Source organism: Planctomycetota bacterium, assembly GCA_033763975.1.
GTDB lineage: Bacteria > Planctomycetota > Phycisphaerae > Phycisphaerales > UBA1924 > RI-211.
This window is the reverse complement of the sequence record JANRJM010000007.1, coordinates 14890-34952: the sequence shown is the minus strand read 5'-3', so window position 1 is coordinate 34952 and position 20063 is coordinate 14890. Positions and strand designations below refer to the sequence as shown.

General features: G+C 70.2%; 18 protein-coding genes. 5 read left to right on the top strand and 13 right to left on the bottom strand.

Annotation, left to right across the window (positions count from 1 at the left end):
• The first annotated feature begins 12 nt into the window (after positions 1 to 12).
• Both SFY69_04405 and SFY69_04400 read left to right on the top strand, forming a co-directional pair.
• Positions 13 to 3132: an efflux RND transporter permease subunit gene (locus SFY69_04405; GenBank protein MDX2131275.1), complete on the top strand. Its 3120-nt coding sequence runs from the start codon at positions 13 to 15 to the stop codon at positions 3130 to 3132.
• Between the two features lie 129 nt (positions 3133 to 3261).
• Positions 3262 to 3669, top strand: a complete 408-nt coding sequence (locus tag SFY69_04400; protein ID MDX2131274.1) for a nuclear transport factor 2 family protein — start codon at positions 3262 to 3264, stop codon at positions 3667 to 3669.
• Positions 3670 to 3804: 135 nt separating this feature from the next.
• Here SFY69_04400 and SFY69_04395 read toward each other — a convergent pair whose 3' ends face one another.
• Positions 3805 to 4323, bottom strand: coding sequence for an antibiotic biosynthesis monooxygenase (locus SFY69_04395; protein MDX2131273.1), 519 nt, complete (start codon positions 4321 to 4323; stop codon positions 3805 to 3807).
• An 88-nt stretch (positions 4324 to 4411) separates the two neighbouring features.
• Between SFY69_04395 and SFY69_04390 the strand changes: the two genes are divergently transcribed.
• Complete coding sequence (locus tag SFY69_04390) at positions 4412 to 5320, top strand: RNA polymerase sigma factor (protein ID MDX2131272.1); 909 nt, start codon at positions 4412 to 4414, stop codon at positions 5318 to 5320.
• Between the two features lie 11 nt (positions 5321 to 5331).
• Here the strand turns inward: SFY69_04390 and trxA are convergent, their stop codons facing one another.
• The 5 genes from trxA to SFY69_04365 all read right to left on the bottom strand — a co-directional run bounded on the left by trxA (position 5332) and on the right by SFY69_04365 (position 8885).
• Entirely contained in the window at positions 5332 to 5787 is a 456-nt protein-coding gene (gene trxA, locus SFY69_04385) for a thioredoxin (protein MDX2131271.1), read from the bottom strand.
• A 64-nt stretch (positions 5788 to 5851) separates the two neighbouring features.
• The gene (locus tag SFY69_04380; GenBank protein ID MDX2131270.1) at positions 5852 to 6397 is read right to left on the bottom strand and encodes a carboxymuconolactone decarboxylase family protein; all 546 of its coding nucleotides are present in this window, start codon (positions 6395 to 6397) and stop codon (positions 5852 to 5854) included.
• Between the two features lie 222 nt (positions 6398 to 6619).
• Positions 6620 to 6919, bottom strand: a complete 300-nt coding sequence (locus tag SFY69_04375; GenBank protein MDX2131269.1) for a zf-HC2 domain-containing protein — start codon at positions 6917 to 6919, stop codon at positions 6620 to 6622.
• A complete protein-coding gene (locus SFY69_04370; protein ID MDX2131268.1) occupies positions 6916 to 7551 on the bottom strand; it encodes a sigma-70 family RNA polymerase sigma factor in 636 nt (211 codons plus the stop codon). Before SFY69_04370 ends, SFY69_04375 begins: the two co-directional genes overlap by 4 nt.
• A 188-nt stretch (positions 7552 to 7739) precedes the next feature.
• Complete coding sequence (locus SFY69_04365) at positions 7740 to 8885, bottom strand: TIM barrel protein (protein MDX2131267.1); 1146 nt, start codon at positions 8883 to 8885, stop codon at positions 7740 to 7742.
• 132 nt (positions 8886 to 9017) lie between these two features.
• Here SFY69_04365 and SFY69_04360 point away from each other — a divergent pair, with 132 nt between their 5' ends.
• A complete protein-coding gene (locus SFY69_04360; protein ID MDX2131266.1) occupies positions 9018 to 10142 on the top strand; it encodes a PA0069 family radical SAM protein in 1125 nt (374 codons plus the stop codon).
• An 80-nt stretch (positions 10143 to 10222) separates the two neighbouring features.
• Here SFY69_04360 and xylB read toward each other — a convergent pair whose 3' ends face one another.
• From xylB to SFY69_04345, 3 genes are all read right to left on the bottom strand, one after another.
• The gene (xylB, locus tag SFY69_04355) at positions 10223 to 11764 is read right to left on the bottom strand and encodes a xylulokinase (GenBank protein ID MDX2131265.1); all 1542 of its coding nucleotides are present in this window, start codon (positions 11762 to 11764) and stop codon (positions 10223 to 10225) included.
• Positions 11765 to 11852: 88 nt separating this feature from the next.
• Complete coding sequence (locus SFY69_04350; protein MDX2131264.1) at positions 11853 to 13538, bottom strand: S8 family serine peptidase; 1686 nt, start codon at positions 13536 to 13538, stop codon at positions 11853 to 11855.
• A gap of 74 nt (positions 13539 to 13612) precedes the next feature.
• Entirely contained in the window at positions 13613 to 14539 is a 927-nt protein-coding gene (locus SFY69_04345; protein MDX2131263.1) for an MBL fold metallo-hydrolase, read from the bottom strand.
• A 144-nt stretch (positions 14540 to 14683) separates the two neighbouring features.
• On the opposite strand from SFY69_04345, the gene SFY69_04340 reads away from it, so the two are divergent.
• Complete coding sequence (locus SFY69_04340) at positions 14684 to 16234, top strand: DUF4139 domain-containing protein (protein MDX2131262.1); 1551 nt, start codon at positions 14684 to 14686, stop codon at positions 16232 to 16234.
• Positions 16235 to 16324: 90 nt separating this feature from the next.
• Here the strand turns inward: SFY69_04340 and SFY69_04335 are convergent, their stop codons facing one another.
• From SFY69_04335 to SFY69_04320, 4 genes are all read right to left on the bottom strand, one after another.
• Positions 16325 to 17350, bottom strand: coding sequence for an HD domain-containing protein (locus SFY69_04335; protein ID MDX2131261.1), 1026 nt, complete (start codon positions 17348 to 17350; stop codon positions 16325 to 16327).
• Positions 17351 to 17396: 46 nt separating this feature from the next.
• On the bottom strand, positions 17397 to 17777 hold the full coding sequence (queF, locus tag SFY69_04330) for a preQ(1) synthase (GenBank protein MDX2131260.1): 381 nt from the start codon (positions 17775 to 17777) through the stop codon (positions 17397 to 17399).
• A gap of 37 nt (positions 17778 to 17814) precedes the next feature.
• The gene (locus SFY69_04325) at positions 17815 to 18966 is read right to left on the bottom strand and encodes a tetratricopeptide repeat protein (protein MDX2131259.1); all 1152 of its coding nucleotides are present in this window, start codon (positions 18964 to 18966) and stop codon (positions 17815 to 17817) included.
• 65 nt (positions 18967 to 19031) lie between these two features.
• A complete protein-coding gene (locus tag SFY69_04320; GenBank protein ID MDX2131258.1) occupies positions 19032 to 20042 on the bottom strand; it encodes a deoxyribonuclease IV in 1011 nt (336 codons plus the stop codon).
• Positions 20043 to 20063: the final 21 nt, after the last annotated feature.

The following is a 20063-nucleotide window of genomic DNA, read 5'->3' as shown; positions in this document are numbered from 1 at the left end:
GAGGAGCAGCAAGTGAAGTCGTTCACAGACATCTTCATCCGCAAGCCCGTGCTGGCGATCGTGATCAACCTGATCATCCTGGCGGTGGGGTGGCGTTCGATCGACGCCCTGGCGGTGCGCCAGTACCCGCGCCTGGAATCGAGCGCGATCCTCATCACGACGGTGTACGTGGGCGCGAACGCGGAGACGGTGCGGGGGTTCATCACCACGCCGATCGAGCAGGCGGTGTCGGCGATCGACGGGATCGACTACATCGAGAGCAGCAGCCGCGCGGGCGTGAGCGTGGTCACGGTGCGTCTGCGCCTGAACCACGACAGCAACGACGCGCTGGCCGAGATCAGCGCGCGCCTGAACCAGGTGCGCAGCCGCCTGCCCAGCGACGCCGAGGCCCCGTCGGTGGACATCCAGCGCACCGACAAGCCCTACGCGACGTTCTACATCAGCTTCACGAGCGACGACCTGTCGCTCACGCAGCTCAACGACTACCTCGTGCGCGAGGTGCAGCCCGAGTTCCAGACCATCGAGGGCGTGCAGCGCGCGGGCGTCGAGGGACAGCGCGAACTCGCGCTGCGCGCGTGGCTCGACACCACGAAGATGGAGAGCTACGACATCACGGCGAGCGAGGTGCGCCTCGCGCTCACGCGGAACAACTTCCTCGCCACCGTGGGTCGAACGAAGAGCAGCGACGTGCAGATCGACCTGCTGACCGACACCGATCTCAAGTCGGTCGCGGAGTTCGAGGACCTCATCGTGCGCGAACGCGAGGGCACGCTCGTGCGCCTCAAGGACATCGCGCGGGTGGAGCTCGGGAGCGAGGAACCCACCGGCGAGGCCGGCTTCAACGGCAAGCCCGCGATCTGGCTCTCCATCTGGCCCCTCCCGCGCGCGAACGAACTGGACGTCGCCTCTCGCCTCAAGGAGCGGATCGAGCAGGTGCGCCCAACGCTGCCCAAGGGCGTCGAGATGACGCTCGCCTACGACGGCACGTACTACATGGAGCACGCGATCTCGGAGATCACGACGACGCTCATCGAGACGGTCGCCATCGTGGCGCTGGTGGTGTTCCTCTTCATGGGCTCGATCCGCACGGTGCTCGTGCCGCTGGTCGCGATGCCCGTCTCGCTCGTGGGCGCGTGCATCGCGATGCTGCTCTTCGGGTTCTCGCTGAACCTGCTGACGATCCTGGCCATCGTGCTCTCGGTGGGGCTGGTGGTCGACGACGCGATCGTGGTGGTCGAGAACGTCGAACGACACGTGCGCGAGGGCAAGAGCCGCCTCGACGCCGCCCTGCTGGGCGCGCGCGAGCTCTTCGCCCCCATCATCTCCATGACCATCACGCTCGCGGCGGTCTACACGCCCATCGGCTTCCAGTCCGGGCTCACGGGCATGCTCTTCCGCGAGTTCGCGTTCACGCTCGCCGCCGCCGTCGTCATCTCCGGCATTGTCGCCGTCACGCTCTCGCCCATCATGAGCGCGTGGATGGTGCCCGCGGGCGGGAAGGAGAACCGGTTCACCCGCTTCGTGAACTCGATCTTCGACGGCGTGCGGCGCGTCTACGACCGCGCGCTGGGCGCCGTCCTGCAGGTCTGGTGGGTCTGCGTCATCGCCGCCATCGCGATCTGCGTCTTCGCCCCCTTCCTCTACCAGAACTCCAAGAAGGAACTCGCCCCCACCGAGGACGAGGGCATCGTCTTCGCCGTCGTGCAGACCGCCCCCGACGCAACGCTCGACTACACCGTGCGCGGCTTCCGGAAGGTCGCCGACGCGTTCCTCTCCGTCCCCGAGGCGCGGTTCTTCTTCCAGATCGCCGAGCTCTCGATGGGCGGCGGGTTCGGCGGCATCCAGACCGTCGACTGGGACAAGCGCACCCGCACCACCGAGCCCATCCAGGGCGAGGTCATCGGCCAGCTCATGGGCGTCGAGGAGCTCCGCTCCATCGCCGTGCGGCCCGCGCCGCTCCCCGGCGCCGGGCAGTTCGACGTCGAACTCGTCATCACCAGCGCCGACGACGCGCAGGACATGGAGCCCTACATCGGCCAGCTCATCGGCGCGGGGTACGGGTCCGGCAAGTTCGTCTACGTCGACAGCGACCTCAAGATCGACCTCCCCCAGACCCGCATCGAGATTGATCGCAAGAAGGTCGCCGATCTCGGGCTCGACATGGCCGACATCGGCCAGGACCTCGCCGTGCTCCTCTCGGGCGGGTACGTCAACCGCTTCAACTACCTCGGGCGCAGCTACAAGGTTATCCCGCAGGTCGGCGATTCGCTCCGCCGCACCCCCGAGCAACTGCTCGAACTCAAGGTGCGCACCTCCGACGGCGGCTCGGTCTCGCTCCGCTCGCTCGTGCACCTCCGCACCGAGGCCGTTCCCCGCGTCCTCACCCGCTTCCAGCAGCGCAACAGCGCGAAGGTCTACGGCGTCGTCGCGCCGGGCGTCACGAAGGAAGAAGCCCTCAGCGCCCTCGAGGACGCCGCGCGCCAGATCGTGCCCGCGGGCTATGCCGTCGACTACGCCGGCGAGAGCCGCCAGATGCGCACCGAGGGCTCTACGCTCGTCGGCACGCTCGGCTTCGCGGTCGGGCTCATCTACCTCGTGCTCGCCACCCAGTTCGGCAGCTTCCGCGATCCCTTCATCGTGTTGCTCGGCTCCGTGCCCCTCGCCCTCACCGGCGCGCTCGTGTTCACCGCCTTCGGCGCCACCACCATCAACATCTACTCGCAGGTCGGGCTCATCACGCTGGTCGGCCTCGTCGCGAAGAACGGCATCCTCATCGTCGAGTTCGCCAACCACCTCCGCGAGCAGGGGCTCAGCAAGCTCGACGCCGTGAAGCAGGCCTCGTCGACGCGCCTGCGCCCCATCCTCATGACCTCCGCCGCCACAGTCTTCGGGCATTTCCCCCTCGTGCTCGTCACCGGCGCCGGCGCCGAGGCCCGCAACAGCATCGGCATCGTGCTCGTCAGCGGCATGGCCATTTCGACCCTGTTCACGCTCTTCGTCGTGCCCTCCATCTACATGCTGCTCGCCAGCAAGCGGGCCGCGCACGTGCCGGAGGCCCCCGATGCCCCGCGCGACCGGCACGAGGTACCCCACACGAACGGCGCTGTGCCCGCGGCCGCGGTCGCGACCTGAAGCTTCGCTCCACAGGCACGTGTTCCGCGCAGCGCCTCGCCCCGGTTGCGGCATGTCACCCGCGCTAAATGTGCGGCACCCGCCGTCGCTCATCTTGGCGCGTACCAGGCGGGGCGGTAGAGTGCGACCATGAACACCACCATGACGCCGTCCGAAACCGCCACCGTCGCTCGCCGCCTGACCGGCCTGTGCAACGCCGGCAACTTCTCCGAGGCGATGCAGGAGCTGTACGCCGACAACGCCCGCCACATCGAGGCGATGGAGATCCCCGGCAGCCCGTACAAGCGCATCACCGAGGGCAAGGCCAACCTCCTCAAGATGAGCGAGCTCTGGTGCAAGACCAACACCGTTCATAGCGCGTCCTGCAGCGCGCCCCTCGTCAACGGCGACCAGTTCGTCTGCGAGATGAAGATGGACGTGACCTGCGGCGAGGGCCCCATGGCCGGCCAGCGCATGAACATGAACGAAACCTGCCTCTACACCGTCGCCAACGGCAAGATCACCGAGGCCAAGTTCTTCTACGGCTGCGATATGTAAGAGGCCGAGCGACCGCCGCAGTTCACCCCGCCACCGCTCGCAAAACGCGCACCGGCGGCACGACTGCACGGCATCGCGCCCTCGTCGGCACCGATCCGCCGCACTAGGGGCGAGGCGCTTGAGCCTCGCCCTCCTTCATTCCCGTGCCGCCGCCGCCGCCCGGCTGGCGATGTCCTCGTCCAGCCGCGCGAGCGCCTGCGTCCACGATGGGGGCGCTTCCCGGGTCGGGCACTCGAACCGCAGGAAGTGCATCTCCTTCACCGCGGGCAGCCCTTCGCCCATAGCGTCGGTATGCACCCGCGTATTGGCGAAGTTCAGCACGGCGTCGCGGTCGCGCCACACCGTCATCGTCCAGACGCCGTCGCCGAGCAGTTCGCGCCGCACCGAGTACCCGATGAGCCCGTCGTGCTCACCCATGCTCCGCACCACCCGCGCCGAATGCTGATCGAATACGGCACGTTTCGACCGCTCCACCCGCGCGTGCGTCACCGACACGACCACCGTGCTACCCACTCCCGCGAGCGTAACACCCTCGCCCCGCGAATAGCCGGGTCCCTTGAAGGGCGTCGCGATGGTGCAGCCGCTGATCGCGAAACCGCCGGCCAGCGTGCCCAAGGCCGCCCCGGCCGCGATCATCCATGTCCGTCGTCGCATGCCGCTGTGTTCGTCGCTCGCATCGAGTGGATTCCGCCCTTCCCGCCCAGCGCGCGAGAACATGTCCGGGCTGCTCTACAGTGCGCTGATGGCCCCCACCGCACCCGCATCGCCCGGGAGCACCGCACGACGCCGCGTGCCGACCCTCGGTGCGCCGGCCGACGAGGCCGTTGCACGTCTGCTCGATCTCTACGGCCCGCGCATCCGCGCCCTCGCGCATCGCCTCTGTCGCAACCATGCCGACGCCGACGACGCGGTGCAGGACACCTTCCTCCGCGCGTTCCGCAAGTGGCACACGTTCCGGGGCGACGCCGATCCGGGCACCTGGCTGTACGCGATCGCTGTGCGCGAGTGCCGCGCCCGGCGCAAGCGCGACGCCCGCCGACGCACGCCCGCCATGTCGCAGCTCATGCCGTGGAGCGAGACCACCGTCGCGCAGTTCGCCGCGGCCCGGGCCGACGAGCCGCACGAGGCCGAACGGCGCGAGAGCGTCGAGCGCGTCCACGGAGCGATCGCCGACCTTCCCGAGCATCTACGCGTTCCGGTTCTTCTCAAGGACGTCCTGGGCGTGCGCGTCGAGGACGTCGCGGGCGCGCTCGGGCTGGCCGAGAACACGGTCAAGACCCGCCTGCACCGGGCGCGCCTGGCGCTGCGCAAGGCGATGACCGCCCGCGCGCCCAGCGTCGACGCCCCGCCCCCGATCTTCGAGAAGCAGGTCTGCCTCGACCTGCTCAAGACGAAACTGGACGCGATGGACCGTGGGGGCGCGGCCGCCGGATTCCTCGTGCCGCAGGCGGAGGTCTGCGCCCGCTGTCGCGCCGTCTTCCGCGAACTCGATCTCGTGCAGGACGCCTGCACGCAACTGGCGTCGGGCGACCTCCCCGACGCGCTGCGGAGCGCGATCCTGCGCGCGATCGCGGCGCGCGACGCGGCTCCCCGCGCCGCGCGCCGGGGCCGCCGCCCGGTGCGGCGGTCCCGCCCACGATCGGCCGGCTGATACCCGGATGGCTACCCGGCGGCCTTGGCCAGGCGGCGCTCGATCTCGCCCCTGGATTGCAGGCCCACCATCCGATCCACCTCGCGCCCGTCCTTGAAGATCACCAGCGTCGGGATGGACTGGATCCGGTGCTCTCGCGCCACGTCGCGCGCTTCGTCAACATCCAGCTTGGCGATCACCGCCTTGCCCTGCGCATCCTCGGCGATCGCGTCGATCGTCGGCGCGAGCGCCCGGCACGGCGGGCACCACGAGGCCCAGAAGTCCACCAGCACCGGCTGGTCCGTGCCCGCGAGGGTCGTCCCGAACGACTCCGCCGTCAGATGCACCACGCCGTTCTGCTCCGATTCCATGGTCGCTGCTCCTTTCACGTTCGATGCCTGCTCGCGTGCCGGCGCCAGCCATGCGGCACACGCCGCCGCACAGCACGCCCCCGCACCCACCATGAGCGTCCAGGTCCGTCGTTGCATGAGTTCCTCCGAACGAGCGGCTCATCCGCTCGAGAACACCCGTTGCGCACCCGCGGAACATCGCCTACGCGTGCGCGTGCAGTTCGACGCGCGGGAAGTCGATGTCCACCGAGAACGCGCGGTTGAAGTAGTTCGTGAACACGTTCAGCGCGACCGCCCCCACCACCTCCGCCAGTTCCGCGTCGCTCAGCCCCGCGCTCCGCGCACTCTGCACATCGGCGTCCGACACGCCGCCCTTCGTCGCGAGCACCGCCTGCGCGAAGCGCAGCGCGCCGCGCGTCTTCGGGTCGGTCGCCTCGGCGTGGCGCGCCGCATCCATCTGCTCGGGCTTCAGCCCCACCATCTTGCCGATCGCGCTGTGCGCCGCCAGGCAGTACCCGCACGCGTTCTCCTCCGCCGTCAGTAGCGCGATCTGCTCGCGCACCCCCGCGCCCAGCTTCGCGCCGTTCAGCGCGCCGCTGAACTGCGCGTACGCCTGCAGAACCGCCGGGCTGTTGCCCATCACCCGCGTCATGTTCGGGACGGTGCCCAGCACCTTGCGCAGGTGCGCGTAGATCTCCTGGTTGGTGCCGGTCGCGGCCTCAGGATTCTGGATCGGAAGACGTGCCATGTGCCTGCTCCTCTGTCTGAGGGACGTGCGTGCACGCCGCCCCAGGTTGTTCGTTCACGCCCGAACATTCCGGACGCTCATACCTTGGACGCGCCCCGCTCCCGCCGTGTGACATTGAAGAAACGCGCCGCCCCGAAACGCCCCACGGGCGTGTACGCACACCCCGGACACACCCCCGGCGGACCCCAGAACCAGTTGCGTGCGCCCGCCGGTGACCGCGGGCTACTCGGGGCGCTTGAGCGCCTTGACGATCGCGTCCACCATGTGCTCGGGGATCTTCCCCGGCGCACCGGCCCCGCCTCGGGCGCAGCCCGATGTCAGCTCGACCGCCTTGCGGTAGTTCGCGAGGAAAACCTCGCAGTCGCCGCAGAACGCGATATGCGATTCAAACGTGAACCGCTGCTCCGCCGGCAGTTGCCCGTCCAAGTAGTCCAGAAGAAACTCCACGCAGTCCTTGCAGGACAGCGCCGAGGCGGCCTGCGGACACGGCGGACGCTTGCCCGTCGGGGGAATGTCGCTCATGAGCCACCCCGCGCCATCTGCGCTTCCAGCAGTTTCATCAGGGCCAGCCGCCCCCGGTGCAAGCGCTGACGCACCAGCGCATCGCTGATGCCCAGCGCCACGGCGACGGCCTTCGACTCCATGCCCTCGATGTCGCGCAGCACAAGCACGCTCCGGAACTCCTCGGGAAGCGTATCGAGCGCCCGTCGCACCGCCTCCGCTTCTTCGATGGGCACCCCGCCCCCCGGCGTGACATCTTCCCATCGCCTCGGAGATTCGGCGTGGTGCCCTTCGGTGAATCGCGGCATCAGGTCGTCGATCGGACGTTCGCGACGCGTGCGGTCCCGGCGCGCCTTCGCCAGGGCCGCGTTCACCACGATCCGGTGCAGCCATGTGCTCACCGCGGCCCGCCCGTCGAACTCGTCGATCGCCCGCAGCGCCGAGACGAACGCCTCCTGCACCGCATCCTCCGCGTCGGCCTCGCTCGCACAGATCCGTCGCGCCACGGCCAGCAGCCGCCCGCCCACCGTCCGCACCAGGTGCTCGTACGCGCGCTCGTCGCGGGCGCGCAGCCCGCGCACCAGCGCCGCCTCGTCCGAGAAGTCGCTGGGCGCAACGTCCCCCGCCACGCCGATCTCACCCGTCCCGCTCATGCGTGCTCCTCGCGCCTCGCACTGTAGACCACGGCATTCCGCGGGCCGACGCGAGGCCGGCAAGGCTAAACGCCGCGCGCCCGCTCAGCAGGATCACGGCGAGATCGTCATCTCCGCCGCACGCCGGGTTCGCTGGGGTCAGCGCTCGACGCCCTCCGCGCTCCCCCCGTGCATCCCGACATCGACCTCTAGCAGGGCCTCGCAAGCGGCGCCAGCCGGTCCGGGCGCGACGCCCGCGCCCGCGTCAGGTGCCCCTCCAGCCACCCGCGGCTTCGCGCCGGGTGCCGATGACTGAACAGGATCGCCTCGTGGTCGAGCGCGTCGATCCGGTCGTTCGCGGCGCGCAGCGCGTCCATCGAGTTGCGCAGCGCCACCTCCACCGGCATCCGCTCCGGGTTCACGTCGATGCCGAAGTACCCCACGTACCCGTGCATCTTGAGCGCGTACAGCCCCGCCTCCGTCTGCTCGGGCGAGACGACGCCCACGTTCAGATCCTGGTCGTAGTTGCCCAGCGGCTGGCTGTTCCAGTGCGTGTGCGCCAGGCGCCCTTCCGACAGAGGCCAACTGAAGGCGTACGCAAGATCCTCAAAGCCCATCAGCACGTGCCCCACTTCCGGGTTCATGCACACCAGGCCATGCCCCTCGCCCAGCACGCGCCGGTTGGCGTCCGCGCCCAGCCGCCGCTCCACGTCGCGCGCCAGCAAGATGCCCTCGGGCGTCGTGCCATAGAGGATCCTGCCGCGCGGCTCGTAGGGCTTTGGCTCGAACGCGATCCGCACGCCCGGCACACGGTCCATCGCCTCCGCCAGCCCGGACGCGAACCGGTCGCGCATCCCCGCGAAGTCCACGCCGAACGGGTTCTCGTACCCGTCGATGCCGGGCCACACCACCGCGAAATCGGTGTCGAGCTCGCGGTTGAGCGCGAGCGCCCGGGCCGTGCGATCGATCGCCGCCCGGCGCGCCGATTCGACCGGGCTCGACAGCGACCCGAACTCGAACTGCGTGTCCCAGAAGAGCAGCGGGATGACCGTCAGCAGTCGCACGCCGGTCTGGGCCGCAAACGTCCGCCACAGCCCCACGTTCTCCTCGTTGATCTCGTTGGGGTAGTGCGCCTCCATCGCCGCCAGCCCGCGCGAGGCCAGCCCCGCGGCGATTTCCAGCCGGCGTTCCAGATCCAGCACCGGCGTGTACCGCTCGTGGAACCGCGACGGGCAGGGCGAGAAGAACCACACCCCCGCCGAAAACCGCAGGTCGAGCGAGAACGTCGACAAGTGCCGCAGCAGGTCGTCCGGCGTACGCCGCAGCCCCTGGGGTCTCAGATCGTGCAATGGCATGAACCCTCCCTGATTGCCCCCAGCCTATCGCGCCCGCCGGCGGGGCCCGCGCGTCGGGCCCGGCCGCGCCACCTCGCAATTCGCGGGCACCCCGCGATTGTCGCGCCCATTGCGTTCGCATAACGTTTGGGTATGGCGGACGACGACTTCACCTACCGCGACGCCCTCGCCGAGGGCCCGGCCCACCGACGCGCCGCCGGCCTCAACCCCGGCAACCGCTTCGAGGACCTCCGCCTGCACGTGCTCGGCGAGGAACTCGACCGCCAGATGATCGAGCGCGCCGACGCCGACGGCACGCGCCGCCGCGTCGAGCGACAGGTCTTCCGCGACGCCACCCGCACCATCATCAACCGCGTCGCCCGCACCTCCGACGTTCCGTTCGATTGGACGATCAACCCGTACCGCGGGTGCGAGCACGGCTGCGTCTACTGCTTCGCACGCCAGTACCACGAGTACCTCGGCTTCAGTTGCGGGCTCGACTTCGAGACCAAGCTCGTCGCCAAGCCCGACGCCGCCCGCCTGCTGCGCGACGAACTCGCGTCGCCCTCCTGGAAGCCCGAGCCCATCGTGATGTCGGCCAGCACCGACATCTACCAGCCGATCGAGCACACCATGCGCCTCGCCCGCCAGTGCCTGGAGGTGCTCGCCGAGTGTTCTCAGCCGGTCTCGACCATGACCAAGAGCGCGATGGTGCTGCGCGACACCGACCTCTGGGCGACGCTCGCCTCCAAGAACGCCGGGCGCGTCATCATCACGCTGGTGACGCTCGACGCGGACCTTGCTCAGAAGCTCGAGCCGCGCGCGTCGCTGCCGGTGGCGCGCCTGCGGGCCATCCGCGAGCTCACCGACGCGGGCGTGCCGGTGAGCGTCAACGTCGCGCCGATCATCCCGGGCCTGACCGACTCGGAAGTGCCCGCGATCCTCGAGGCCGCCGCGAAGGCCGGGGCGCTCCGCGCGTCGTACGTCCTGCTCCGCCTGCCCTACCAGATCAAGGACCTCTTCCTCGACTGGCTCTCGCGATCCGTGCACCCCGAACGCGCGAAGAAAGTCGAAGCACAGATCCGCGACACCCGCGGCGGGAAGCTCTACGACGCCTCGAACGCGCGCCACCGCGGGCAGGGCCCCCTCGCGGAACAGATCGCCCAGGTCTTCGACGTCTTCACGCGGCGGCACGGGCTCAATCGCGACGTCCGCCCGCTCTCGGGCGCACACTTTCGGCGCCCGCAGACCGGCGGGCAGCTCTCGCTCTTCGGCTGACGGGTGTGCGTTGCTGTGCCTCGCGTACCACCTCGCGTACCACCTGGGGTACCACCGCACTCCGTGCGGTGTGCCTGACCTCACTCCCCCGCCGTCGCCCGGCAGTAGGACTCCAGCCCCGGGTACACGGTCTTGTACCGCGCGAGCACCTCTTCGTACGTCGCGGTGCCCGACGCCGTCGGCTCGGTGGTTTCCTTCTCGCGCACGATCACCTCGCACGCCTCGCGCACGCCCGGCCACGCGCCCATGCCGACGCCCGCCAGGATCGCCGCCCCCAGCGCCGGGCCCTCCTCGCTCTCGAGCGAGACCAGCGGCACGCCCATCGCGTCGGCGTGGATCTGCCGCCACAGCGCCGACTTGGCCCCGCCCCCGATCACCCGCACGCGGCTCACCGTCGCCCGCGCCTCGCGCATGATGTCCAGGATCTGACGCATCGTGAGCGCAACGCCCTCGAGCACCGCCCGCACCAGGTGCGCCCGCGTGTGCCGCTCCGTCAGCCCCACCCACGCGCCCCGCGCACTCGCCGAAGGGTGCGGGCAGCGCTCGCCCGTCAGGTGCGGCAGGAACACGAGCCCGTCGCTCCCCGCCGGCGCGGTGGCGGCCTCCTCCAGCAGCGCCTCCAGCGGCACCTGCGGCGCCAGCTCGCGCTTCGCCCAGTCCAGGCTCGCGCACGCCGAGAGCATGCACCCCGTGTTGCACCACGACGCGGGCGAGCCGCCCTTCCCGTCGCCCGCGAAGAACGTGTGCACGCGCCCCGGCTTGCCGGGCGTGCGATCGTCGAACCGCGCCCGGTCGCTGTGCACGTACAGCACGCCGCTCGTGCCCAGCGAGAGCAGCGCGTCGCCGGGCTTCACCACGCCCGCGCCCACCGCCCCGGCCTGGTTGTCGCCCGAGCCGGCGATCGCCGCCGTCGCCCGCGGCACGCCGAACTCCCCCGCCGCCCAGGGCGTCAGAATCCCCGCGTTCACCGCGCTCTCGCGCAGCGCGGGCAGGCGCCGCCGATCGATCCCCGCCAGCGCGCACGCCTGGTCCGACCAGCGACGCTCCTGCATGTCGAGCATGAGCGTGCCCGAGGCGTCGCCATAGTCGGTCGCCAGTTCGCCCGTCATCGTGAATCGCACGTAGTCCTTGGGCAGCAGGAACGCGCCGGGGTTCGCGAGCGCGTCCGGCTCGTGCTTGCGCAGCCACAGCAGCTTCGGCAGCGTGAACCCCGCGAGCGGCGCGTTGCCGAGCGTGCGCACGCAGGCGAGGCGCCCGCCGAACGCCGCCTCGATCTCCGCGCACTGCGCCTCGCAGCGCTGGTCGTTCCAGAGGATGGCCGGGCGGACGGGGTTGAGCACGCGCGTGCCCGCGCGGAAACTCTCGTCCGCGTCGATCACCGTCAGCCCGTGCATCTGGCCCGAGAGCGCGAGCGCGCGCACGCCCGTTGAATCCACGCCCGCCAGCGCCTGGCGGGCCGCGATGGAGGCTCCCTCCCACCAGTCGCGCGGGTCCTGCTCGCTCCAGCCCGGGTGGGGCTGCGAGCGCGGGTACGTCGACGCGCCGCGTCCCACGATCCGCCCCTCGCGGTCGATCACGATCGCCTTTGCGCCCGACGTGCCGATGTCGATGCCGAGAAACATGGCGGGAGGATACACGACGCGGCGAGACGCGGAGAACCGCGAGCCGCGGCGCCGCGCACCAAAGTTCGCCCCCGCGCCGGACGCCGCGTTACGGGCACGCCTGCCCGCCGACCACCTGCGAGAGCGATTCGACGTCGTCCTGGTCGGCGTTGCCGTCCTGGTTGAAGTCCGGATCGCCCGACGAGCACGACGCGTCCCCGGCGATCACCTGCGCCAGGCACGCCACGTCGTCCTGGTCGACGTTGCCGTCCTGGTTGACGTCCGGATCGCAGATGGGCCCGACCGTCGCGGCGGCGTCGATGAACCCGTACCCGCGGATGAACAGCGGGTCGGTCATACCCGTCGCGACGTAGTCGGTCGCGTTCGAGAAGATCGCCGCCCGCATCTGGTCCACCGTCCACGTGGGGCGCGCCTGCACGATGCACGCGACCGCCGCGGCGACCAGCGGCGTGGACAGCGACGTCCCGTTCGCCAGCGCGAATCCCGTCGTGCTGGAGGACGACACCGTCGCGGTGCCCGAGCCCCGCGCCAGCACCTCGGGCTTCACGCGTCCGTCGGCCGTGGGGCCCGACGACGTGAACCCCGACGACGTGCCGTCCGAGCGACCCGCGCCGCACGTGATGACGCGCAGCGCATCGGCGGGCGCGCCCAGCGTGCTCGTCGCGGGGTTGTCGTCATGCCCGGCGTTGCCCGCGGCGGTCAGGCAGTGCAGCCCGTTCGCCGTCGCGACGTTCACCGCGATCGACGTCACCGCCGTCACACCGTCCAGGTCCGCCTGCGTGTACCAGTCGATGTAGCTGAGCGAGGACGTCGCGAGGTCTCCGCCGTGGAACTCGATGAACTCCAGCCCAGCGACGTAGTTGTCCTCTTCGATGGGCGTCTCGCTGGCGATGTCCTCGGTCTTCGCGAGGATCACCGACGCGTCGTACGCGCCGCCGACGAGTTCATTCGGCTGGTACGCGCGGATGCAGCCCAGGATGAGCGTGCCGTGCGAGTGCTGGTCGGGGTGATCGCCCGCCTGCGGGCCCGTGTTGGTGTCGTCGTCGATGAAGTCATGCTCGGCGACCACCGGCAGCACGTGCCCGGGGAAGTTGAACGCCGCGTGGTCGCGCCGGAAGCCGGTGTCGAGAATCCCGACGATCACGCCCTGCCCCGTGAAGCCCTGCCCGTGCAGCGCGGGCAGGTTGATCTGCGCGAGCTGCGCGGACGAACGACCGTACATGTCGCGCGCGCCGTACCCGCCGGAGGTCGAGTGCGCGGCCGGCACCACCTCCACCGGACGCACGCCCCGCCCCCACCGCACGGGCTCGATCGACCGCACGAACGGCAACGCCGCGATCTGCTCTGCCTGCACGCGCGTCACGCGCACGCTCGCCGCGTTCGCCCAGCGGCTCTCGCGCAGCACCCGCACGCCCAGCGCCCCGAGCTGCGCCGTGTACCCGGCGTGCACCGGCAGGTCGCGCTCATCGAACAGCCCCGGATCAGAGCGGCGCAGCCGCCGACGCTCGACCGCGCGGGCCGGGTACGTCGCCTCCAGGCCCGCGAGCGCGGCCTGCATCGCCGCACCCGGCGCGACGCCCTTGTCCACGAACATCACCCACACCTTGAGCTCGTCGCGCTCCTCAAAGGCCGCCGCGAGCGCCGGCGCTAGCGGCGCCGGACGGTCCGGCGCGGAGAGGAAAGACGCGTTCGGCTCGAGCGCCGTCGCGGGGCGGGCCCCCAGGGCGAATGCAAGGCCGACGGCGACCGCGAACGCGCGCGCATGCTGAGTCATGGGTGGTGCTCCAAACCACGTGAGTCTACCAGAGTCGTTGCGGGCGCACAGCAAAAACCGAGCGCGCCGGGCGCTCACGCCGCGTGCCACGCCTTGCCCAGGTTCTCACCGACGACCGTCGGACCGGCGGCGCCGGCCGCGGCGATCAGCCGGCGCAAGGGTTCGCCCGCGGGCTCGTCGCTGAGCGGGAACGTCGAGTGGTGCATGGGCATGAACCGCTCGCCCCCGGCCAGGCGGTGCATGTCCCAGGCCTGCTCGGGCGTCGCGTGCGCGTGCTCCCACGGGTCGTACGCGCCGATGCCGAAGATCGTGAGGTCGGCCCCGCCCACGCGCTCGAACGCCCGGGTGTGGGCGGTGTCGCCGCTGAAGAGCACGCGCCGCCGGTGGTCGGGCGCGTCGATCACGTAGCTGTTGAACCCGCGCTGGCGGTCGAACGCGGTGCGCGCGCCCCAGTGCGCCGGACGCATGGCCCGGATCACCAGGTCGCCCGCCCGAACTTCGTCGTTCCACCGCAGCTCGTGCACGCCCTCAAATCCGCCCGGGATGAGCGCACCGGTCCGCTCCGCCGTAATCACCCGCGTGCGCGGCGAGACGAGCTTCGCCAGCGTCGGACGGTCGAGGTGATCAAAGTGCGCGTGGCTGACGAGGATCAGGTCGACGGGCGGGAGTGTGCCGAGATCAAACGTCGGCGCCAACCTCCCCAGCCCGAACGTCCGCCCGCCCACGCGTACGCCGATGCGCTCCGAGAACACCGGGTCGGTCAGCACCCACGATCGCCCGATGCGCAGCAGCACGGTCGAATGTCCGAGCCACACGCCCCCGAGGCTGGCGTCCGCGTGCGGGTGCTCGACGCGCAACGCCGCCCCTTCGCGGAGCTCGCGCATCGACGCCAGAAGTTCCCGCGGGTAGCGGCGCGTCGACGACCGGGCGGCGGCGGCGGCCATGTCCACCATCCGCGCCCAGGGCCCGCCCCGACCATTGCTGTCCGCCGGCGTGCTCACGTAGGGATTGAAGGCGCGCCGTGTCACCGGCGTGTCACGCCTGGAGAACCAGTTCACGCGTTCTTGCGTCTCACCGGGGTAGCATGCGCCGGCGGCACGCGTCGCCGGCGCTGTGGCGGGACGAACGTCCCAGGAGACCTCGCGATGAACACTTCGGCTCTTTCGGCCGCGTCCGTGCTTGTGGCGCTCGCCGGCATGTCCTTCGGCGTCCATGCGCAGCCCGCGCGCACCCCTTCCACCAGCGTCACGATCTACAGCGCCGCCGAGCCCGGCGCTGTCCCGCCCTCCACCTACCGCCCCACGCCCAACAACCCCTACGCCTACCACCAGCAGCAGGCGGTTCCCGGCTTCGCCATCGTCCGCCAGGACCGCCCCATCAATCTCGGCGCGCAGGTCAGCGAGGTGCGCTTCACCGACGTCGCCGCCCTCATCGACCCCACGACCGTCTCTTTCACCTGCCTCACCGACCCCGGCACCCGCGTGCTCGAGCAGAACTACCAGTTCGACCTCGTCTCGCCCGACAAGCTCCTCGAGAATTTCATCGATCGCGAGATCACCGTCACCGTCCCCCGGGGCGACCACACCGAGACGATCACCGGCACGCTCCTCTCCAGCTCGCCCGGGCAGTTCGTGCTCGCGGCGAACGGCGGGCTCGAAGTCATCAACGGCTACCAGGGCATCACCTTCCCCAGCCTGCCCGAAGGGTTCCAGACCCGCCCCACCCTCGTGTGGAAGATCGGCACCGCCAAGCCCGGCGCGCACACCGCCCGCGTCTCGTACGAGACCGAGGGCGTGACCTGGTGGGCCGATTACAACCTCATCTACCACGAGGGCACGAACGAGAACGCCGGATTCCTCGACGTCGGCGCGTGGGTCAGCATCCTCAACCGCAGCGGCGGCACCTACGACAACGCCCAGCTCAAGCTCGTCGCGGGCAGCGTCAACCGCGCGCCGCGCCAGGACCAGCGCTGGAACAGCCGGCGGGAACTGGGCATGGTCGTCGACGAGGCCGTCGGCGGGGTCGGCGGCTTCGCCGAGAAGTCGTTCTTCGAGTACCACCTCTACACCCTTGGCCGCTCCACCACCATCCCGAACAACTCGACCAAGCAGATCGAGCTCTTCCCCGCGGCCCAGAAGGTGCCCTGCGACAAGGTCGTCGTCTACGACGGCCTGGGCCAGGACGTGTGGTTCGGCGGCGGCCCGTACACCGACGCCAACCTCGGCTCGCAGACCCGCAAGGACGTGGACGTCTACGTCCGCTTCCGCAACACGCCGCAGGCCGGGCTGGGCATGCCCTTCCCCGCCGGGCGCATCCGCATCAGCAAGGTCGACGAGGCCGACGGGGGCGTGGAGTTCATCGGTGAAGACGTCATCCGCCACACGCCCCGCAACGAGGAGATCCTCGTCAAGGTCGGCAAGGCTTTCGACGTCGTGGGCGAGCGCATCGCCACGGACTTCAAGGTCGATCACTCGAAGGAGATGATGGAAGAGACCATCGAGATCACGGTGCGCAACCGCAAGCAGCAGCCGGTCGACGTCATCGTGCAGGAGCGCCTCGTCCGCTGGCTGCAGTGGGAGATCGTGAAGTCCACGCACGAGTTCACGAAGATCGACGCCCGGCGCATGCACCACACGCTGCGCCTCGCGCCCGACGAGGAGAAGGTGATCCGCTACACCGTGCGATACACGTGGTGAGGCGTCGCGCGGGCGAGCTCCCGCTTTTTCGCTTCTTCCCTGTCTCGCTGTCTCGCTTGTTCCCTGTCTCCCTGTCTCGCTCGCTTCTTCTTACCCCAGCGGATCCGGCTTGAACAGCTTGGTGTCCAGCGCCCACTGCTTTTCGGTGAAGTTGCCGCCGGTGTCGATGGCGTGGGCCCGGTCGGGGCGGGCGGCGGCCAGGGCCATCGTGGTCTTGGCGTCCAGGTTGTCGAGCTGGCTCACGAGGATGGCCTCGGGGGTCGCGGGGATCTTGGCGGCCCCGAACTCCGGCACGCCGTGGTGCGACACGATGATGTGCTGCAGCACCAGCATCGCGTTGCCGGGGATGCGCACCCCCTGCTCGCGCATCACCTGCTGCGCCTTGTCGTGCAGCATGATCGCGCCGTCCACGATGTGCCCGATCAGCTCGCCCCGGTCCGTGTACGAGAACGCCCGGTCGTAGACCAGCTCGCGCGTCTTGCCCAGGTCGTGCAGGAACAGGCCCATCACCACGATGTCGCGGCTGATCTTCGGGTACAGCGGGCACACCACCGTCGCCAGTTTCACGAGCGTGAGCGTGTGCTCCAGCAGCCCGCCCAGGTACGCGTGGTGCATGCTCTTCGCCGCCGGCGCGGTGCGGAACTGGTCCATCAGGAACGCGTCGTCGAGGTACGCCTTGGCGAGCGCCCGCATCGCCGGGTGCTGCAGCGTGTCGAGCAGGGCCACCAACTCCTCGAACATCTCGCCCACCGGACGCGTCGAGGCGGGGAGCAGCTCGCGCATCTGCTCGGGCGTGGGCTCGGCCGCCTCGATGCGGCTGATGATGAGCTGGATCTCGCCCTGGTACGCCTGCGTCTGCCCTTCCAGGCGCACGAACCCGTCCGTCGGCAGGCTCGAGTACGTCGGCTCGTCGATCGTCCACATGCGGGCCGGCACCTGCCCGGTCTTGTCGCCGATCAGGCACTTGAGGAAGTACTTGCGGCTCTCGCGCGTGGTGCCGAGCTGCTTGTTGATGATCGCGAAGAGGCCCGCCAGGTTCTGCGGCGGCTCGCCGAGGTCCGCGATGTACGTCCGCGCCTGATTCATGGGCACACCCTTGCTCTGCACGCTGGCCATGCGGTCCTCCGCGAGTTCGATTCCACGACGCCGACGACCGGCCCTTCTACTGCGCCCACGGCGCCGGCACCTCGCCGTGCGTCGCGCGGACGATGCTCCGGATGCCGCCCCGCCCGCGCCAGTCCGTCCGCACCAGCAGCCAGGCGGGGCCCATCAGGCGGGCCAGGTCGTCGCGGATCCGATTCGTGACGGCCTCGTAGTAGATCCCCTCGTTGCGAAAGCCCTGCAGGTAGAGCTTGAGACTCTTGAGCTCCACGCACAGCCCGCCCACGCCGCGCCCGCGCGGCTCGAAGCGGATCGTCACGGTACCAAAGTCCGGGTGTCCCGTCACGGGGCACACGCTCGTGAACTCCTCGGCGATGTGCTCGACCACGAACGGAGCGTCGGCGGGGGTTTCGAACGCCTGCAGCAGCGAGGGGTCGGGCATCCGCAACGATACCCGCGTGCGGGCACGCCGACGCGCGCTACTGGTACTTGCCCAGCAGTTCCAGGATCCGGGGCTGGTTCCGCTGGATCTGCAGGCTCCGGCGCCAGGCGTCCAGCGCTTCGCGCCGCGCCCGCTCGTCCTTCTGATCGGTGAAGTGCCACTCGTTCATCAGGCACACGCCCACGCCGTTGAGCGCCGGGAAGTGGTTCGGGTCGATCTCCAGCGCCTTGCGGTACGACGCGAGGGCCTCCTCGTACCGGCGCAGACGGAACAGCCCCGCCCCGAGCCGCTCGTACGCGTTGGGCGTCGGCTCGGTCCGCGTCAACTGCTCGAGCGTGTTCACCATTTCCTCGTACCGCCCGCTCCGGCCCAGGCTGTTCGCCAGGTTCAGCAGCACCGGGCCGGTGAGCTCGGTGAGTTCGGCCGCCTGCTGATACTCGACCACCGCCTCCTCGTGCCGGTCGAGGGCGCTGTAGATCGCGCCCAGGTTCGTGCGGGCCGCTGCGTTGCGGGGGTTGGTCCGCACCGCGCGCTGGAGGTACGCCAGACCCTCGGCGGGCTCGCCGACCTGGAGGTAGGCGATGCCCAGGTTCATGTTCGCGTCGAAGTCTTCCGGGCGGATGGTGAGCGCCCGCAGGTACGCCCGGATCGCCTCGCCCGTGCGGTCGAGGAGTTGCAGCGACAGTGCGTGCAGGTACTGCGCGGAGAAGTTCGTCGGCTCGAGTTCCGCCGCCCGCGCGTACCGACGCTCCGCCCCCGCGTAGTCGCCCATCTGGCGGTGGATGTCGCCCGCGCCGAGATACGCCACGGTGAGGGTCGGGTTGACCTCGATCGCCTTCTCGAACTCGCGCAGGGCTTCCTCGAGGTTGCCCTGCGTCTGCAAGCGCTGGGCGCGTTCGACGTACTGCTGCCCCGGGGCGGCCCGCCCGGGGGCCGGCGCGTCGGCGCCCGCGCCGGCAGTCCGACGTCCATCCGACGCGGCCCGCGCGGGTTCATCTCCCGCGACCACCGCCGGAGGCCGCCCGTCGCTGGAGGGCGAGACCGTCGCGGGTCGGGGCTTGCGGTTTCGGTTGACGGCGTACTTGTCGAGCGACTGGCACCCGCCCGCGACGAGCGCGAGCGAACAGACGATCGCCCCGCCGAACACCGCACGTCCGCCCGCCATCGCCGATTTCTTGCGTTCTGGCATGCACATCGCTCCGATCCGTTGCTGGCGTGACCGCTGGGTTGATCGGCCCGTCCTCAGATTATCGGTCATAGCCCGGCGCGAATCGCGGGTTTCGCGGCCGAACCGTGCGAGCCGGCGCCGGGGCGCGTCGGCGCCGCCCCGACCAGCAGGCGCAGGCGCCGGAGATTCGTCAGGTCGTACGCCCGTCCGCGCGAATCGTTCACCTTGGGCGTTTCGAGAATCTTCGGCACGCCCCGGAACGCCGGGCACCCCATGAACGAGGCAAACCCGCTCGCCCTAAGCCGCGTTACCGAATAGGTCCCCTTCCCGGCGTGGGCCTTCACCGTCCCGCCGATCCACCCCTCCCCGATGTGCTCGTGCCGGTCGAGCTTGCTCCCCGCCCGTCCCTTGCTGTCGTTCACGTGCAGGACCCGAACCCGCGACAGCCCCACCACCCGGTCGACCTCCGCCAGCACCGCCTCGCCCTGCGCCCGCGTCGAAAGGTCGTACCCGGCGGCGTGCAGGTGACACGTATCCAGGCACACACCCAGTCGCTCCGGGCGTCCCGTCGCCCCGGCGCACCGCGACAGCAGGTCGCGCAGGTGCTCGAGCTTCCCGCCGATCGAACTCCCACCCCCCACCGTGCCCTCAAAGCACGACACGGTGCGGAAGCCGGCCGTGCGCGAGAACACCTCGGCGTACGCCTTCTCGATGCGGGCCATGCCGTCCTCGAACGAGCCTCCGACGTGCGACCCGGGGTGGTGCACCAGGTACGGGATGCCCAGCGCCTCGCACCGTTCGATCTCGTCGGTCATGAGATCGACGCTCTTGGCCCACAACTCGTCCTTGACGCTTGCGAGGTTGATGAGGTACGACGCGTGGCTGACGATGCCGCCCCGACCGTCCGGGCCACCCCGGCCCCAGCCGAGCTCCGCGACGCGCGCGTGCCAGTCGCGCACCATGCCGGGATCCAGGGGCTTGGCCTTCCACTGCTGCTGGTTCTTCGTGAAGACCTGCACGCAGTCGAGGCCCAGACGCTCGCCCTCGTCCAGCGCATTGACCATCGTCCCGGCGATCGACAGGTGGCTCCCGAACATGCTCGCCGACGATAGGAGACC

What these genes read in the sequence shown, in the direction of transcription:
- SFY69_04400 (MDX2131274.1), top strand. Translation starts at nt 3,262, where the DNA reads ATGAACACCACCATGACGCCGTCCGAAACCGCCACCGTCGCTCGCCGC.
- SFY69_04395 (MDX2131273.1), bottom strand. Translation starts at nt 4,323, where the DNA reads ATGCGACGACGGACATGGATGATCGCGGCCGGGGCGGCCTTGGGCACG.
- SFY69_04390 (MDX2131272.1), top strand. Translation starts at nt 4,412, where the DNA reads ATGGCCCCCACCGCACCCGCATCGCCCGGGAGCACCGCACGACGCCGC.
- trxA (MDX2131271.1), bottom strand. Translation starts at nt 5,787, where the DNA reads ATGCAACGACGGACCTGGACGCTCATGGTGGGTGCGGGGGCGTGCTGT.
- SFY69_04380 (MDX2131270.1), bottom strand. Translation starts at nt 6,397, where the DNA reads ATGGCACGTCTTCCGATCCAGAATCCTGAGGCCGCGACCGGCACCAAC.
- SFY69_04375 (MDX2131269.1), bottom strand. Translation starts at nt 6,919, where the DNA reads ATGAGCGACATTCCCCCGACGGGCAAGCGTCCGCCGTGTCCGCAGGCC.
- SFY69_04370 (MDX2131268.1), bottom strand. Translation starts at nt 7,551, where the DNA reads ATGAGCGGGACGGGTGAGATCGGCGTGGCGGGGGACGTTGCGCCCAGC.
- SFY69_04365 (MDX2131267.1), bottom strand. Translation starts at nt 8,885, where the DNA reads ATGCCATTGCACGATCTGAGACCCCAGGGGCTGCGGCGTACGCCGGAC.
- SFY69_04360 (MDX2131266.1), top strand. Translation starts at nt 9,018, where the DNA reads ATGGCGGACGACGACTTCACCTACCGCGACGCCCTCGCCGAGGGCCCG.
- xylB (MDX2131265.1), bottom strand. Translation starts at nt 11,764, where the DNA reads ATGTTTCTCGGCATCGACATCGGCACGTCGGGCGCAAAGGCGATCGTG.
- SFY69_04350 (MDX2131264.1), bottom strand. Translation starts at nt 13,538, where the DNA reads ATGACTCAGCATGCGCGCGCGTTCGCGGTCGCCGTCGGCCTTGCATTC.
- SFY69_04340 (MDX2131262.1), top strand. Translation starts at nt 14,684, where the DNA reads ATGAACACTTCGGCTCTTTCGGCCGCGTCCGTGCTTGTGGCGCTCGCC.
- SFY69_04335 (MDX2131261.1), bottom strand. Translation starts at nt 17,350, where the DNA reads ATGGCCAGCGTGCAGAGCAAGGGTGTGCCCATGAATCAGGCGCGGACG.
- queF (MDX2131260.1), bottom strand. Translation starts at nt 17,777, where the DNA reads ATGCCCGACCCCTCGCTGCTGCAGGCGTTCGAAACCCCCGCCGACGCT.
- SFY69_04325 (MDX2131259.1), bottom strand. Translation starts at nt 18,966, where the DNA reads ATGCCAGAACGCAAGAAATCGGCGATGGCGGGCGGACGTGCGGTGTTC.
- SFY69_04320 (MDX2131258.1), bottom strand. Translation starts at nt 20,042, where the DNA reads ATGTTCGGGAGCCACCTGTCGATCGCCGGGACGATGGTCAATGCGCTG.